Origin of the sequence: Escherichia sp. MOD1-EC4550 (genome assembly GCF_963876935.1) — a bacterium.
In the GTDB taxonomy this organism is placed as follows: Bacteria; Pseudomonadota; Gammaproteobacteria; order Enterobacterales; family Enterobacteriaceae; genus Escherichia; species Escherichia coli_F.
Map to the genome: position 1 here is coordinate 1 of NZ_CAWNSE010000002.1, position 15,511 is coordinate 15,511.

The 15,511-nt window shown below is 49.0% G+C and carries 15 protein-coding genes; 7 read left to right on the forward strand and 8 right to left on the reverse strand.

Annotation, left to right across the window (positions count from 1 at the left end; all coding sequences use genetic code 11):
* The 4 genes from gpsA to AACU19_RS02355 form a co-directional block, all read right to left on the reverse strand.
* Positions 1 to 877, reverse strand: an 877-nt coding sequence (gene gpsA, locus AACU19_RS02340) for an NAD(P)H-dependent glycerol-3-phosphate dehydrogenase (protein ID WP_105278623.1), incomplete at its 3' end; no start/stop codon positions are given.
* The gene (gene secB / locus AACU19_RS02345; protein WP_000003377.1) at positions 877 to 1,344 is read right to left on the reverse strand and encodes a protein-export chaperone SecB; all 468 of its coding nucleotides are present in this window, start codon (positions 1,342 to 1,344) and stop codon (positions 877 to 879) included. The genes gpsA and secB, both read right to left, overlap by 1 nt.
* 62 nt (positions 1,345 to 1,406) lie before the next feature.
* Entirely contained in the window at positions 1,407 to 1,658 is a 252-nt protein-coding gene (gene grxC, locus AACU19_RS02350) for a glutaredoxin 3 (protein WP_000024392.1), read from the reverse strand.
* Between the two features lie 141 nt (positions 1,659 to 1,799).
* On the reverse strand, positions 1,800 to 2,231 hold the full coding sequence (locus AACU19_RS02355) for a rhodanese-like domain-containing protein (RefSeq protein ID WP_001156181.1): 432 nt from the start codon (positions 2,229 to 2,231) through the stop codon (positions 1,800 to 1,802).
* A gap of 244 nt (positions 2,232 to 2,475) precedes the next feature.
* Here AACU19_RS02355 and gpmM point away from each other — a divergent pair, with 244 nt between their 5' ends.
* Genes gpmM through AACU19_RS02370 form a run of 3 tightly spaced genes read left to right on the forward strand, consistent with a single transcriptional unit; the run spans position 2,476 to position 6,276 of the window.
* Entirely contained in the window at positions 2,476 to 4,020 is a 1,545-nt protein-coding gene (gpmM, locus tag AACU19_RS02360) for a 2,3-bisphosphoglycerate-independent phosphoglycerate mutase (protein ID WP_001353573.1), read from the forward strand.
* A gap of 33 nt (positions 4,021 to 4,053) precedes the next feature.
* Positions 4,054 to 5,313, forward strand: a complete 1,260-nt coding sequence (gene envC, locus AACU19_RS02365; protein WP_230146813.1) for a murein hydrolase activator EnvC — start codon at positions 4,054 to 4,056, stop codon at positions 5,311 to 5,313.
* Between the two features lie 3 nt (positions 5,314 to 5,316).
* The gene (locus AACU19_RS02370) at positions 5,317 to 6,276 is read left to right on the forward strand and encodes a divergent polysaccharide deacetylase family protein (protein WP_039021771.1); all 960 of its coding nucleotides are present in this window, start codon (positions 5,317 to 5,319) and stop codon (positions 6,274 to 6,276) included.
* Here AACU19_RS02370 and waaH read toward each other — a convergent pair.
* The 3 genes from waaH to kbl all read right to left on the reverse strand — a co-directional run bounded on the left by waaH (position 6,263) and on the right by kbl (position 9,940).
* Positions 6,263 to 7,297 (reverse strand): UDP-glucuronate:LPS(HepIII) glycosyltransferase, encoded by a 1,035-nt coding sequence (waaH, locus tag AACU19_RS02375; protein WP_105278624.1) that lies wholly within the window; start codon positions 7,295 to 7,297, stop codon positions 6,263 to 6,265. The genes AACU19_RS02370 and waaH overlap by 14 nt on opposite strands.
* Before the next feature lie 411 nt (positions 7,298 to 7,708).
* Positions 7,709 to 8,734, reverse strand: a complete 1,026-nt coding sequence (tdh, locus tag AACU19_RS02380; protein ID WP_105278625.1) for an L-threonine 3-dehydrogenase — start codon at positions 8,732 to 8,734, stop codon at positions 7,709 to 7,711.
* Between the two features lie 9 nt (positions 8,735 to 8,743).
* Positions 8,744 to 9,940, reverse strand: coding sequence for a glycine C-acetyltransferase (gene kbl, locus AACU19_RS02385; protein ID WP_001213834.1), 1,197 nt, complete (start codon positions 9,938 to 9,940; stop codon positions 8,744 to 8,746).
* 213 nt (positions 9,941 to 10,153) lie between these two features.
* Between kbl and rfaD the strand changes: the two genes are divergently transcribed.
* From rfaD to AACU19_RS02405, 4 genes are read left to right on the forward strand one after another with little or no spacing between them, the layout of a single operon-like run.
* Positions 10,154 to 11,086 (forward strand): ADP-glyceromanno-heptose 6-epimerase, encoded by a 933-nt coding sequence (gene rfaD, locus AACU19_RS02390; protein ID WP_000587764.1) that lies wholly within the window; start codon positions 10,154 to 10,156, stop codon positions 11,084 to 11,086.
* A 9-nt stretch (positions 11,087 to 11,095) separates the two neighbouring features.
* On the forward strand, positions 11,096 to 12,142 hold the full coding sequence (gene rfaF, locus AACU19_RS02395; RefSeq protein ID WP_000699228.1) for an ADP-heptose--LPS heptosyltransferase RfaF: 1,047 nt from the start codon (positions 11,096 to 11,098) through the stop codon (positions 12,140 to 12,142).
* Positions 12,143 to 12,145: 3 nt separating this feature from the next.
* A complete protein-coding gene (gene rfaC / locus AACU19_RS02400; RefSeq protein WP_105278626.1) occupies positions 12,146 to 13,105 on the forward strand; it encodes a lipopolysaccharide heptosyltransferase RfaC in 960 nt (319 codons plus the stop codon).
* Between the two features lie 9 nt (positions 13,106 to 13,114).
* On the forward strand, positions 13,115 to 14,380 hold the full coding sequence (locus AACU19_RS02405; RefSeq protein ID WP_105278627.1) for an O-antigen ligase family protein: 1,266 nt from the start codon (positions 13,115 to 13,117) through the stop codon (positions 14,378 to 14,380).
* A gap of 25 nt (positions 14,381 to 14,405) precedes the next feature.
* Here AACU19_RS02405 and AACU19_RS02410 read toward each other — a convergent pair whose 3' ends face one another.
* On the reverse strand, positions 14,406 to 15,479 hold the full coding sequence (locus AACU19_RS02410; protein WP_105278628.1) for a glycosyltransferase family 9 protein: 1,074 nt from the start codon (positions 15,477 to 15,479) through the stop codon (positions 14,406 to 14,408).
* Positions 15,480 to 15,511 lie beyond the last annotated feature (32 nt).

The window sequence follows — 15,511 nt, forward strand, 5'->3', positions numbered from 1 at the left end:
CTTCTTTCGTATGGCGGTAGCCTTCCCCCACCTGACCAATTTTCTCCTGCGCGCTTTGTACATCCATGCCCTGACCGAGCATCATGCCAAAACGGCGGTTACGCGACTGGTTGTCGGTACAGGTAAGCACCAAACCGCCCAGCCCCGCCATGCCCATAAAGGTGGCAGGATCGGCACCCAGCGCCGCGCCAAGACGCGACATTTCAGCCAGCCCACGAGTGATCAGCGCCGTACGCGCATTCGCACCAAAACCGATACCGTCGGACATCCCCGCGCCAATGGCAATAACGTTTTTCACCGCGCCGCCAAGTTGCACGCCAATGAAATCCGGGTTGCTGTAAACGCGGAAACTTTTACCACAGTGCAGCAACTGCTGAAGATCATCAGCAAAGGTTTGGTCGGTAGAGGCCAGCGAAATGGCCGTCGGTAAACCTGCCGCCAGTTCTTTCGCAAACGTTGGGCCAGAGATAACCGCCAGCGGAATTTGATCGCCTAACGCCTCACGCGCCACGTCCTGTAACAGACGTCCGGTTTCCGCTTCCAGCCCTTTGGTCGCCCACACCAGCCGCGCATCAGGACGCATCAGCGGTTTAATCTGGCGCAGCACTTCCCCAAAGACATGGCTGGGTACGACGACGAGAATATTACGGCTGGCTGCCAGTGCGGTAGCGAGATCGCTTTCAAGATGGAGCGTATCGGGAAAAGGCACATCGGGGAGAAACGCGGCGTTACAGCGGTCGCGTTCAAGCGTCGCGATATGTTCAGGGTCATGGCCCCAGAGAACAACCTCGTGGCCATTTCTTGCCAGGGTGATGGCAAGAGCAGTGCCGTACGAGCCGGCACCGATCACAGTCATTGAAGCATTACGTTGGTTCATCAGGCATCCTGATGTTCTTCAGTACCTTCGCCAGCCTGCTGCTGCAAATAGTTCATGAACAGCGCATCGAAGTTAACCGGCGCAAGGTTCAGTTGCGGGAATGTACCGCGGGATACCATGCTGGTGATGCACTCACGAGCATACGGGAACAGAATGTTCGGGCAGTACGCGCCCAGGCAATGTGCCATCTGGGTGCCTTCGATACCCGCGATGGAGAAAATACCGCCCTGCTGCACTTCGCACAGGAACGCAGTTTCTTCACCCAGGGATGCCGTTACGGTAACACGCAGTACCACTTCGTAAACGTCATCTGCCAGTTGAGAAGATGCCGTATCAAGATCAAGTTTAACTTCTGGCTGCCAATCTTTCTGGAAAACGTGCGGCGCGTTTGGCGCTTCGAAAGAAATATCCTTGGTATAAATACGCTGGATCTGGAAAGTCATTTCAGTGTTGTTTTGTTCTGACATGTGTAGAAAACCCTTAAGTGTTGTCCTTCAATACTGCGCAATGTAATGCCAACGTTCACACGTTATTTCAGCAGGGGATCCAGTCCACCACGTGCATCCAATGCATACAAGTCATCACAGCCGCCAATGTGCTGTGCGTCAATAAAAATCTGGGGAACCGTGGTGCGACCGCTGCGTTTGATCATCTCTTCACGCTTAGCGGCGTTGCCATCGATCGGCAACTCCTGAAAACTCACACCCTTGCTGCTCAGCAGTGCTTTCGCACGATGGCAATACGGGCAGGTTTCTTTGGTATAGATTTCAACATTGGCCATAAATTAGCTCCTGTTTTTTTACCCTGAAATTTCATGTTGCAGGGCGGCAGCAAAATGGAGTGTCCCCAGAAGCTTATAACAATAAGTCTCAGGGGGCCTAATTGCAGCTAACGGCCTGCATCATGAAAGACGACAGGTAAATTATTTGCCGCGCACCAGAGGCAAGTTCTCGCCAGCCCAGCCAGCGACGCCCTCTTTCAGCACGAATACTTGCGCAAAACCTGCTTTCGTCAGCGCGTTTGCAGGCTCCTGGCACTGCATGCCAGAACCGTCTACCACGATAACCGGCTTGTCTTTGTGCTTCTCAAGCTCACCAACATTATTGGCTTTGATTTCGCTCGGCAACAGATTGATAGAACCTGCGATATGGCCTTTACGGAAGTCATCACGCTGACGTAAATCCACAACCACAGCGTCTTCTTTGTTGATCAGACGTGTAGCTTCACCACGAGTAATCACCTTCACTTTCGAGGTCAGGCTCTTAAACGTAGTCACAAGAACCGCCACCAGTAACGCGATCCAGGCGATACTCAGTATGGGATGACGGCCAACAAATTGCATAATTTCTTGCATGGGGGGTAACAACTCCCGACGTAGTGATTAAAAAAACCAGGAAAGGAGTATACCTGCGCGGTGCGGCAAATACAGCCAGCGCGTTAACTGGAATGCAATTTTGCGGGGTGCTACGAAAAAAAAGCGTAAATCTGGCATCGGCTTGCCGCGAGCGGTCGTATATTTTGATCTTCAGAGGCTATTTTATCGATTCAGCTGTAGTAAAATTACGCAAATTTTGACTCTTGAGTATGAGGTTGTCGCAATGTCGGTTTCTAAAAAACCTATGGTACTGGTGATTCTGGATGGCTATGGCTATCGCGAAGAACAGCAGGATAACGCCATTTTTAGTGCTAAAACCCCGGTAATGGATGCACTGTGGGCCAATCGTCCGCATACCCTGATCGACGCTTCCGGTCTGGAAGTCGGTCTGCCTGACCGTCAGATGGGTAACTCCGAAGTAGGCCACGTTAACCTGGGTGCCGGCCGCATCGTGTATCAGGACCTGACTCGTCTGGACGTTGAAATCAAAGATCGCGCTTTCTTCGCTAATCCGGTGCTGACTGGTGCGGTAGATAAAGCGAAAAACGCAGGCAAAGCAGTACACATTATGGGTCTGCTCTCCGCAGGTGGTGTACACAGCCACGAAGATCACATCATGGCGATGGTAGAACTGGCAGCGGAACGCGGCGCAGAAAAAATCTACCTGCACGCATTCCTTGACGGTCGCGACACCCCGCCGCGCAGTGCTGAATCCTCGCTGAAAAAATTCGAAGAGAAATTTGCCGCGCTGGGCAAAGGCCGCGTAGCGTCCATCATTGGTCGTTACTACGCAATGGACCGCGACAATCGCTGGGATCGCGTTGAAAAAGCGTATGACCTGCTGACGCTGGCGCAGGGCGAATTCCAGGCCGACACCGCTGTTGCCGGTTTGCAGGCTGCTTATGCTCGCGACGAAAACGACGAATTCGTGAAAGCGACCGTTATCCGTGCTGAAGGCCAGCCAGACGCGGCAATGGAAGATGGCGATGCGCTGATTTTCATGAACTTCCGTGCTGACCGCGCGCGTGAAATCACTCGTGCTTTCGTGAACGCTGATTTCGACGGCTTCGCGCGTAAGAAAGTGGTTAACATCGATTTCGTGATGCTGACCGAATACGCCGCTGATATCAAAACTGCGGTTGCTTACCCGCCAGCTTCTCTGGTTAACACCTTCGGCGAGTGGATGGCGAAAAACGACAAAACTCAACTGCGTATTTCCGAAACCGAAAAATATGCTCACGTCACTTTCTTCTTTAACGGTGGTGTAGAAGAGTCGTTCAAAGGCGAAGACCGCATTCTGATCAACTCGCCGAAAGTGGCAACTTACGACCTGCAGCCAGAAATGAGCTCCGCAGAGCTGACCGAAAAACTGGTTGCGGCCATCAAGAGCGGCAAATACGACACTATCATCTGTAACTATCCTAACGGCGACATGGTAGGTCACACCGGGGTGATGGAAGCAGCGGTTAAAGCCGTTGAAGCGCTGGATCACTGCGTGGATGAAGTTGCGAAAGCGGTTGAGTCCGTGGGTGGACAACTGCTGATCACCGCTGACCACGGTAACGCTGAACAGATGCGCGATCCGGCAACGGGTCAGGCGCACACAGCGCACACCAATCTGCCTGTTCCGCTGATTTACGTTGGCGATAAGAACGTGAAAGCGGTTGAAGGCGGCAAACTTTCTGACATCGCGCCGACCATGTTGTCGCTGATGGGTATGGAAATCCCGCAAGAGATGACTGGTAAGCCGCTGTTCATCGTGGAATAATCCCTCCCCATGAGGGGAAAGGCGATTAATACCATGACACGGGCCGTGAAACCGCGCAGGTTTGCAATCAGGCCCATCATCTACGCCAGCGTTCTTAGCGCTGGCGTATTGTTGTGCGCCTTTTCCGCCCACGCGGATGATCGCGACCAACTCAAATCTATTCAGGCCGATATCGCCGCGAAAGAGCGCGCGGTACGCCAAAAGCAACAACAACGCGCAAGCCTGCTCGCACAATTGAAAAAGCAGGAAGAAGCGATCTCTGAAGCCACTCGCAAGCTGCGCGAAACGCAAAACACACTCAATCAACTGAATAAACAGATTGATGAGATGAACGCGTCGATTGCCAAACTGGAGCAGCAAAAAGCCGCTCAGGAACGCAGCCTCGCCGCGCAACTGGATGCCGCGTTTCGTCAGGGCGAGCATACCGGTATTCAGCTCATTCTCAGCGGTGAAGAAAGCCAGCGTGGTCAGCGTTTACAGGCTTATTTCGGTTATCTCAACCAGGCGCGACAAGAAACCATTGCTCAGTTGAAACAAACGCGTGAAGAAGTCGCTATGCAACGCGCCGAGCTGGAAGAGAAACAGAGCGAGCAACAAACACTGTTATATGAGCAGCGCGCCCAACAGGCGAAGCTGACCCAGGCGCTGAACGAGCGTAAAAAGACGCTGGCTGGGCTAGAGTCTTCCATCCAGCAAGGTCAACAACAGTTGAGCGAGCTGCGCGCCAACGAATCTCGTCTACGTAACAGCATTGCCCGTGCGGAAGCGGCAGCGAAAGCGCGTGCTGAACGTGAGGCGCGCGAAGCCCAGGCGGTTCGCGACCGTCAGAAAGAAGCGACGCGCAAAGGCACCACCTACAAACCGACCGAAAGCGAAAAATCGCTGATGTCCCGAACTGGTGGCCTGGGCGCGCCGCGTGGTCAGGCATTCTGGCCGGTTCGCGGGCCGACGCTGCATCGTTATGGCGAGCAGCTACAGGGTGAGCTGCGCTGGAAAGGGATGGTGATTGGTGCTTCTGAAGGTACTGAAGTTAAAGCGATTGCCGACGGTCGGGTGATTCTGGCTGACTGGCTGCAAGGCTACGGTCTGGTGGTGGTGGTTGAGCATGGTAAAGGCGACATGAGTCTTTACGGCTATAATCAGAGCGCACTGGTGAGCGTTGGTTCGCAGGTTCGCGCGGGCCAGCCAATTGCACTGGTGGGCAGCAGTGGCGGTCAGGGTCGGCCTTCACTCTATTTCGAAATTCGCCGCCAGGGTCAGGCGGTCAATCCACAGCCGTGGTTGGGAAGATAAGTTTTGTTTCCATTTCGTCGTAACGTTCTTGCATTTGCCGCTCTGTTGGCGCTCTCCTCCCCCGTACTTGCTGGCAAACTTGCCATCGTCATTGATGATTTTGGGTATCGCCCGCACAACGAAAACCAGGTGCTGGCGATGCCCTCCGCTATCTCCGTCGCTGTATTACCCGATTCACCGCACGCCAGAGAGATGGCGACCAAAGCGCATAACAGCGGTCACGAAGTGTTGATTCATCTGCCAATGGCACCGTTGAGTAAACAGCCGCTGGAGAAAAATACGCTGCGCCCGGAGATGAGCAGCGACGAAATTGAGCGCATTATTCGTAGTGCGGTCAATAACGTGCCCTATGCCGTGGGGATCAACAACCACATGGGTAGCAAGATGACCTCTAACCTGTTTGGTATGCAGAAAGTGATGCAGGCACTGGAGCGTTACAATCTTTACTTCCTCGACAGCGTAACCATCGGTAATACCCAGGCGATGCGCGCCGCGCAAGGCACTGGCGTGAAGGTTATTAAACGGAAGGTGTTCCTCGACGATTCACAGAACGAAGCAGACATCCGTGTGCAGTTTAATCGTGCAATTGACCTGGCGCGTCGCAACGGTTCGACCATTGCCATTGGGCATCCTCACCCTTCAACGGTACGCGTGTTGCAACAGATGGTTTATAACCTGCCGCCAGACATTACACTGGTGAAAGCCAGCAGCTTGCTGAATGAACCGCAGATTGATACGTCTACACCGCCTAAAAACGCTGTGCCCGACACACCGCGTAATCCGTTCCGTGGCGTGAAGCTCTGCAAACCGAAGAAACCGCTGGAACCTGTTTATGCTAATCGCTTCTTTGAAGTATTAAGCGAAAGCATCAGCCAGAGCACGCTGATCGTTTACTTCCAGCATCAGTGGCAAGGCTGGGGCAAACAGCCCGAAGCGGCAAAACTTAACGCTAGCGCAAATTAAAGGCGCTACGCGTAATGCGATGGTGCGACCGCGTTTTGTCGCGCCATTGCCATAAGCGGAAAGACCACAGTAACGCCTGATAACCCACCTTCACGCTGCGCACATTGGTAATCAAGCGCTTATACATACCGGAAGTAAATATCTCGGCAATCATCCGTTGGCGGGTAATAATATCTGGCTCTTTACGTACCGCATGGCAAACACGTAATGCTTCGTAAGTTATTTGTTGATGAAATTCCGGGTAAATCACTATTCTGTCTGCGTAATCGCGATTTAACTTTTCCAACAGTCGGGTAATCTTAATATAGTGGCGTTGATAATTAAGGTTTTTATTTCCCTGTCTATTCAATCGGCTCACTGACGTATTATGCAAATAATATTTATATAACGATTGCTCGGTATATCGCACGCGTTGCGCGTTAAACATGAATTCTGTTGTCCAGACGATATCCTGATGATGTAATCCGGCAATAAATTTAATGTTATTTTTAACAATGACATCACGACGATAAACCCCCATCCAGACAACGTGAGTCCAACGGCGGGAAGAAAGCCCCATCCGCAACCAATCAGGGCCGGTTAATACGCCGGTTGAGCGAAGGCGATCGCTGGGGATGGATTGCCAGGTTTCTCCCGTTTCACGAAAACACCAGTCAGCGTTGCACTGCGCCACATCGAGGTCGTCCTCTAACGCCATGGTCATCAGCGTTTCGTACATAGTGGGATAGACCTCATCGTCAGCATCGACAAAAGCGACATATTTGCCCGTCGCCACCTCGATCCCACGATTACGCGCCACCGATGCGCCAGCATTCGCCTGATGCAACAAACGAACGTGCGGATAGTTTTCCGCGTAATGCTTTGCTATTTCAACAGAATTATCCGTTGAACCATCGTTAATAATAATGATTTCCAGAGCAGTCCAGGTTTGCGCGATTAAAGATTCCATGCAAGTACGGAAATCATCTCCCGCATTATATAACGGGATAATAACACTGAGTTTATTGGTGCTGTTCATCATAAATACCGACGACCTCTGAAGTTATCCTGATGTTTTACAGGCTTTGTATTAAGAAACCATTAAGCCTGTGAGATATTATTTTTACAGGTGAGAGAGTCACTTCAGGGTAGAGAGATAATGAGAGCAGCTATATAAGAGATCAGCGCAATTACGATATCTTTATTACACTGACAGGATTTTACATATTTAACGGATTATCCTCAGATAAAAGGGCTGGTATTTTGGATTTTCAGATTGTAGACCAAGTGCGCTTTGTTTATGCCGGATGCGGCGTAAACGCCTTATCCGGCCTACCAAATTGTGCAGATTTAATATTTTGCAGGAACCGCGTAGGCATGATAAGCGTAGCGCATCAGGCAATTTTGTGTTTGCCATCAGCTTCAAGGGCTGGTATTCCAGCCCTTGTTCGTGTTAATCCCAGCTCAGAATAACTTTCCCGGACTGGCCCGAACGCATAGCGTCAAAGCCCTTCTGGAAATCATCGATAGAGAAACGATGGGTAATGATCGGCGAGAGATCGAGGCCAGACTGAATCAGCGCCGCCATCTTGTACCAGGTTTCAAACATCTCACGACCGTAAATACCTTTAATGAACAAGCCGTTAAAGATCACTTTGGTCCAGTCGATAGACATATCAGACGGCGGAATACCCAGCATCGCAATGCGACCGCCGTGGTTCATGGTGTCGAGCATTGTACGAAACGCTGGCGGCGCACCGGACATTTCCAGACCAACATCAAAGCCTTCGGTCATGCCCAGTTCTGCCATCACATCATTGAGGTTCTCTTTAGCGACGTTAACCGCACGGGTGATACCCATTTTACGCGCCAACTCAAGGCGGTATTCGTTAACATCAGTAATCACCACGTTACGTGCACCAACGTGTTTCGCCACCGCCGCCGCCATAATACCAATCGGGCCTGCACCAGAGACCAGCACATCCTCGCCCACCAGATCAAACGACAGCGCGGTATGCACGGCGTTACCGAACGGGTCGAAAATTGCGGCTAAGTCATCGGAGATATTGTCGGGGATTTTGAAGGCGTTGAATGCCGGGATCACCAGATATTCGGCGAAGCAGCCCGGGCGATTAACACCAACGCCTATCGTGTTGCGGCACAAATGGGTACGGCCACCACGACAGTTGCGGCAATGACCACAAGTGATATGGCCTTCGCCAGAAACGCGATCGCCGATCTTGAAGCCTTTCACTTCCTGACCGATGCCAACCACCTCACCGACATATTCATGGCCTACAACCATCGGTACTGGGATGGTTTTTTGCGACCACTCATCCCAGTTATAGATGTGAACGTCAGTCCCGCAGATGGCTGTTTTACGGATTTTAATCAGCAGATCGTTATGCCCGAGTTCCGGTACAGGAACGTCGGTCATCCAGATGCCCTCTTCCGCTTTCAGTTTGGATAACGCTTTCATCTCACATCCTCAGGCGATAACGCCCAGTTGTTTACCAATACGCGTGAATGCTTCTACTGCACGCGTAATTTGCTCAGGGGTATGCGCCGCAGACATCTGGGTACGAATACGCGCCTGACCTTTCGGAACGACCGGATAGAAGAAACCGGTGACGTAAATGCCCTCTTTTTGCAGTTCACGTGCAAATTTTTGCGCCACTACAGCATCGCCAAGCATGACCGGAATAATGGCGTGATCGGCACCCGCCAGGGTAAAGCCCGCCGCCGACATTTGCTCACGGAACTGACGCGCGTTCGCCCACAGACGGTCACGCAGCTCGCTACCCGCTTCAACCATCTCCAGCACTTTGATAGACGCGGCAACAATGGCCGGTGCCAGCGAGTTGGAGAACAGGTACGGACGAGAACGCTGGCGCAGCCACTCAACCACTTCTTTGCGCGCCGCGGTATAACCACCAGAAGCCCCGCCCAGCGCTTTACCGAGCGTGCCGGTGATAATATCGACCCGGCCCATCACATCGCAGTATTCATGGGAACCACGACCGTTTTCACCGACAAAACCTACCGCGTGGGAGTCATCTACCATCACCAGGGCATCGTATTTATCTGCGAGATCGCAAACACCTTTCAGGTTGGCAATCACGCCGTCCATCGAGAACACACCATCGGTGGCAATCAGCACATGACGCGCACCGGCTTCACGCGCTTCTTTCAGACGTGCTTCCAGCTCCTGCATATCGTTGTTGGCATAACGATAGCGTTTAGCTTTGCACAGACGCACACCATCAATAATAGACGCGTGGTTCAGTGCGTCGGAGATAATGGCGTCTTCCGCGCCCAACAGCGTTTCGAACAGGCCACCGTTAGCATCAAAGCAGGAAGAGTAGAGAATCGCATCTTCCATCCCCAGGAAGGCCGCCAGTTTTTGTTCAAGCTCTTTATGGCTGTCCTGAGTGCCGCAAATAAAACGCACCGAAGCCATGCCGAAACCGTGAGAATCCATTCCCGCCTTTGCCGCCGCAATCAGATCCGGATGATTCGCCAGTCCGAGATAGTTATTGGCACAAAAGTTAATGACGTGGCTTCCATCAGCCACAGTGATGTCTGCTTGTTGCGCAGACGTAATAATGCGCTCTTCTTTAAACAACCCTTCCGCCCTTGCGGTTTCCAGATCGTTGGTTAACTGCTGATAAAATTCTCCACGCATTGCGATTCTCCAGACAGGGCAAATTCCAGCACATATTACCCAAACTTATAGGTTGCGACGAGATGACGCGTTAACACTTCTGCAAAATTCAGGATAAATAACGTCCATCAATCTCACTTTTGGCGAATGGCTGAAGCGAACGCCGTGTAGTGATATGATAGAAGCATTCGTGTCTGAGATTGTCTCTGACTCCATAATTCGAAGGTTACAGTTATGATCATCGTTACCGGCGGCGCGGGCTTTATCGGCAGCAACATCGTTAAGGCCCTGAATGATAAAGGCATCACCGATATTCTGGTGGTGGACAACCTGAAAGATGGCACCAAGTTTGTGAACCTGGTGGATCTGAATATCGCGGACTATATGGATAAGGAAGACTTCCTGATCCAGATTATGGCTGGCGAAGAGTTCGGCGATGTCGAAGCGATTTTCCACGAAGGCGCGTGCTCTTCCACCACCGAGTGGGACGGCAAGTATATGATGGATAACAACTATCAATACTCCAAAGAGCTGCTGCACTACTGCCTGGAGCGAGAAATCCCGTTCCTGTACGCTTCTTCCGCAGCCACTTACGGCGGACGCACCTCCGACTTTATTGAATCCCGTGAATACGAAAAACCGCTGAACGTCTACGGTTATTCGAAGTTCCTGTTTGATGAATATGTTCGCCAAATCCTGCCGGAAGCAAACTCACAGATTGTTGGCTTCCGCTATTTCAACGTTTATGGACCGCGTGAAGGCCATAAAGGTAGCATGGCGAGCGTCGCTTTCCATCTCAACACCCAGCTCAACAACGGTGAATCGCCGAAACTGTTCGAAGGTAGCGAGAACTTTAAACGCGACTTCGTCTACGTGGGTGATGTGGCAGATGTGAATCTGTGGTTCCTGGAAAATGGCGTATCCGGCATCTTCAACCTCGGTACCGGTCGTGCAGAATCCTTCCAGGCAGTAGCGGATGCTACGCTTGCTTATCACAAGAAAGGCCAGATCGAATACATTCCGTTCCCGGATAAACTGAAAGGCCGCTATCAGGCATTCACTCAGGCGGATCTGACAAATCTGCGCGCGGCGGGTTACGACAAACCGTTCAAAACCGTTGCTGAAGGTGTAACGGAATACATGGCCTGGCTGAATCGCGACGCATAAGAGCTCTGCATGAAAATACTGGTGATCGGCCCGTCTTGGGTTGGCGACATGATGATGTCGCAAAGTCTCTATCGCACGCTCCAGGCGCGCTATCCCCAGGCGATAATCGACGTGATGGCACCGGCATGGTGCCGTCCATTGTTATCGCGGATGCCGGAAGTTAACGAAGCTATTCCTATGCCTCTCGGTCACGGAGCGCTGGAAATCGGCGAACGCCGCAAACTGGGTCATAGTCTGCGTGAAAAGCGCTACGACCGCGCCTACGTCTTACCCAACTCCTTCAAGTCCGCATTAGTGCCTTTCTTCGCGGGTATTCCTCATCGCACCGGCTGGCGCGGCGAGATGCGCTACGGTTTACTTAACGATGTACGCGTGCTCGATAAAGAAGCCTGGCCGCTAATGGTGGAACGCTATGTCGCGCTGGCCTATGACAAAGGCATTATGCGTACCGCACAAGATCTGCCGCAGCCATTGTTATGGCCGCAGTTGCAGGTGAGCGAAGGTGAAAAATCATATACCTGTAATCAATTTTCGCTCTCATCAGAACGTCCGATGATTGGCTTTTGCCCCGGAGCGGAGTTTGGTCCGGCAAAACGCTGGCCACACTACCACTATGCGGAGCTGGCAAAGCAGCTGATTGATGAAGGTTATCAGGTGGTTCTGTTTGGCTCGGCGAAAGATCATGAAGCGGGCAATGAGATTCTTGCCGCTTTGAATACCGAGCAGCAGGCATGGTGCCGGAACCTGGCGGGGGAAACACAGCTTGATCAAGCAGTTATCCTGATTGCAGCCTGTAAAGCCATTGTCACTAACGATTCTGGCCTGATGCACGTTGCGGCGGCGCTCAATCGTCCTTTGGTTGCCCTGTATGGTCCGAGTAGCCCGGACTTCACACCGCCACTATCCCATAAAGCGCGCGTGATCCGCCTGATTACCGGCTATCACAAAGTGCGTAAAGGTGACGCTGCGGAGGGTTATCACCAGAGCTTGATCGACATTACTCCCCAGCGCGTACTGGAAGAACTCAACGCGCTATTGTTACAAGAGGAAGCCTGACGGATGCGGGTTCTGATCGTTAAAACATCGTCGATGGGCGATGTTCTCCATACGCTGCCCGCACTCACTGATGCCCAGCAGGCAATCCCAGGGATTAAGTTTGACTGGGTGGTGGAAGAAGGGTTCGCACAGATTCCTTCCTGGCACGCTGCCGTTGAGCGAGTTATTCCTGTGGCAATACGTCGCTGGCGTAAAGCCTGGTTCTCGGCCCCCATAAAAGCTGAACGCAAAGCGTTTCGTGAAGCGCTACAAGCAGAGAACTATGACGCAGTTATCGACGCTCAGGGGCTGGTAAAAAGCGCGGCGCTGGTGACGCGTCTGGCGCATGGCGTAAAGCATGGAATGGACTGGCAAACCGCTCGCGAACCCTTAGCCAGCCTGTTTTACAATCATAAACATCATATTGCAAAACAGCAGCACGCCGTAGAACGCACCCGCGAACTGTTTGCCAAAAGTCTGGGCTATAGCAAACCACAAACCCAGGGCGATTATGCTATCGCACAGCATTTCCTGACGAACCTGCCTACAGATGCTGGCGAATATGCCGTATTTCTTCATGCAACAACCCGAGATGATAAACACTGGCCGGAAGAACACTGGCGAGAATTGATTGGTTTACTGGCTGATTCAGGAATACGGATTAAACTTCCGTGGGGCGCGCCGCATGAGGAAGAACGGGCGAAACGACTGGCGGAAGGATTTGCTTATGTTGAAGTATTGCCGAAGATGAGTCTGGAAGGCGTTGCCCGCGTGCTGGCCGGGGCTAAATTTGTGGTGTCGGTGGATACGGGGTTAAGCCATTTAACGGCAGCGCTCGATAAACCTAATATCACAGTTTATGGGCCTACAGACCCGGGATTGATTGGCGGTTATGGGAAGAATCAGGTAGTTTGCATGGCACCGGGAAAAAGTTTAATTAATCTCAACGGTCAAGCAGTTTTGGAAAAACTATCATCATTATAAAGGTAAAACATGCCAACCTTCATTAAACTTCATTCATGGAAACCTTACACTCTGAAATCATCTATGATTTTAGAGGTAATAACTTATATATTATGTTTTCTTTCATTGATAATTGCATTCGTCGATAACACTTTCAGCATAAAGATATATAATATCACTGCTATAGTTTGCCTATTATCACTAATTTTACGTGGCAGACAAGGAAATTATAATATAAAAAACCTTATGCTTCCCCTTTCTATATTCTTTATAGGGGTGCTTGATTTAATTTGGTATTCTGTATTTAAAGTAGATGACTCACCATTTCGTGCTACTTATCATAGTTATTTAAACACTGCCAAAATATTTATATTTGGTTCTTTTATTGTTTTTTTGGCACTAACTAGTCAGCTAAAAACAAAAAAAGAGAGTGTATTATACATTTTATATTCTCTGTCATTTATAATTGCTGGATATGCAATGTATATTAATAGCACTCATGAATATGACCGTATTTCTTTTGGTATAGGAGCGGCAACAGGAGCGGCATATTCAACTATGCTAATAGGGATAGTTAGTGGTGTTGCAATTCTTTACACTAAGAAAAGCCATCCTTTTTTATTTTTATTAAATAGTTTCGCAGTACTTTATGTTCTGGCGCTAACACAAACCAGAGCAACTCTACTCCTGTTCCCTGTAATTTGTGCTGTTGCACTAATCACATATTATAACAAATCCCCAAAAAAATTCACTTCCGCTATCGTTCTACTAATTGCCATACTGGCCAGTGTTGTAATTATATTTAATAAACCAATTCAATATCGCTATAACGAAGCATTGAATGATTTGAACAGCTATACCAATGCTAATAGCGTGACTTCCTTAGGTGCAAGACTGGCAATGTACGAAATTGGTTTTGATTTATTCAAAAAATCGCCTTTTTCATTTAGATCTGCAGAGTCGCGCGCTGAAAATATGAATTTGTTGGTCGCAGAAAACAATAGACTAAGAGGGGCATTGGATTTTGCTAACGTGCACCTACATAATGAGATAATTGAAGCAGCATCACTGAAAGGTCTGATGGGGATTTTTTCCACCCTTTTCCTCTATTTTTCTCTATTTTATACAGCATATAAAAAACGAGCATTGGGTTTGTTGATATTAACGCTTGGCATTGTGGGGATTGGACTCAGTGATGTGATCATATGGGCACGCAGCATTCCAATTATCGTTATATCAGCTATAGTCCTCTTACTCGTTATTAATAATCGCAACAATACTATTAATCAAGAATAGACAAGTTTAAGAAGTGAGTTAAAACTCACTTCTTATCTATACAACTTAATCTCTTTACTGAATCAGTTAAAGTTTCAGGATCGATATCTTTTACCGTAAATGTTGGGGATACTATTTGTATAGACCGATGATTATTTGGGGACCAAATTAAATGTGAGGGATATTCCGGAGTGCGTGAATTAGGATAAAATGCAAGCGTTGGTTTATGATAAGCCGCAGCGATATGAACAAGAGCTGTATCAACAGAAATGACAAAATCACTATACTTGGTCAACGCAACAGTATAAATAAACTCGTCAAATGGTAGTGTTTCAATTTCAGGTATTGGTATTGTCAATAAATCTTGTGGTAACCCAGTAAATATCACTCGACAATTCTCAAATTGTACTTTCACTTCTTGATATATAACTTTTATTTGCTCAAACGTAAGTCGGCATATTTTTTTTGCACCTAATGGGTTAATGATGACTATCCTTGTATTCCCAATAAAATCTATTATTTTATTTTCAACATCTACAGGCAAATGCAAGTCGTAGTCGGTGGAAAATTCACCCTCACCATAAATATGCTTCAGTATTTCTATTGCTCGTGTACTCATATGTTCTTTTAAACATTCATCATGGGGATGGTAAAATGAATAGTAACGCTTATACCATTGATCAAAACCCAGAATGTAAGAATCTTTTAAACTTGATAATATTAAGCTATGCTTAAATGAGGGCATAGTTTCAAAGGGGTCTAATACAATATCGAACTGTAAATCCCGCAAATGCTTACATAGAGTAAGCATTTTAAGGAAACCTGTTGATTCTTTAATACAGAATCCAAATATATTTTTATTGTTAGAGAGAAACTCCCCTCCCTTTCTATTTGTGAGAATGGTTATTTTAACTCCTTTACTATAAAGCTCACGATAAATCGAACTTAATACAATTAAATCACCGAGTTTATTATTATCATGAATGATAAGGCATGATTTAACTTGTGCGAGATCTGTAACTTGGTTATTGATTTTTTTACGAAATAAAAAAGAAAGAAAATTAATCTTGATTTTGTTTATATAAAATCTTTTCTTTTTGTGAAAAGTTCCTAAACGCATTTTTATACCATATAATTTTAGTTTCAGGATGA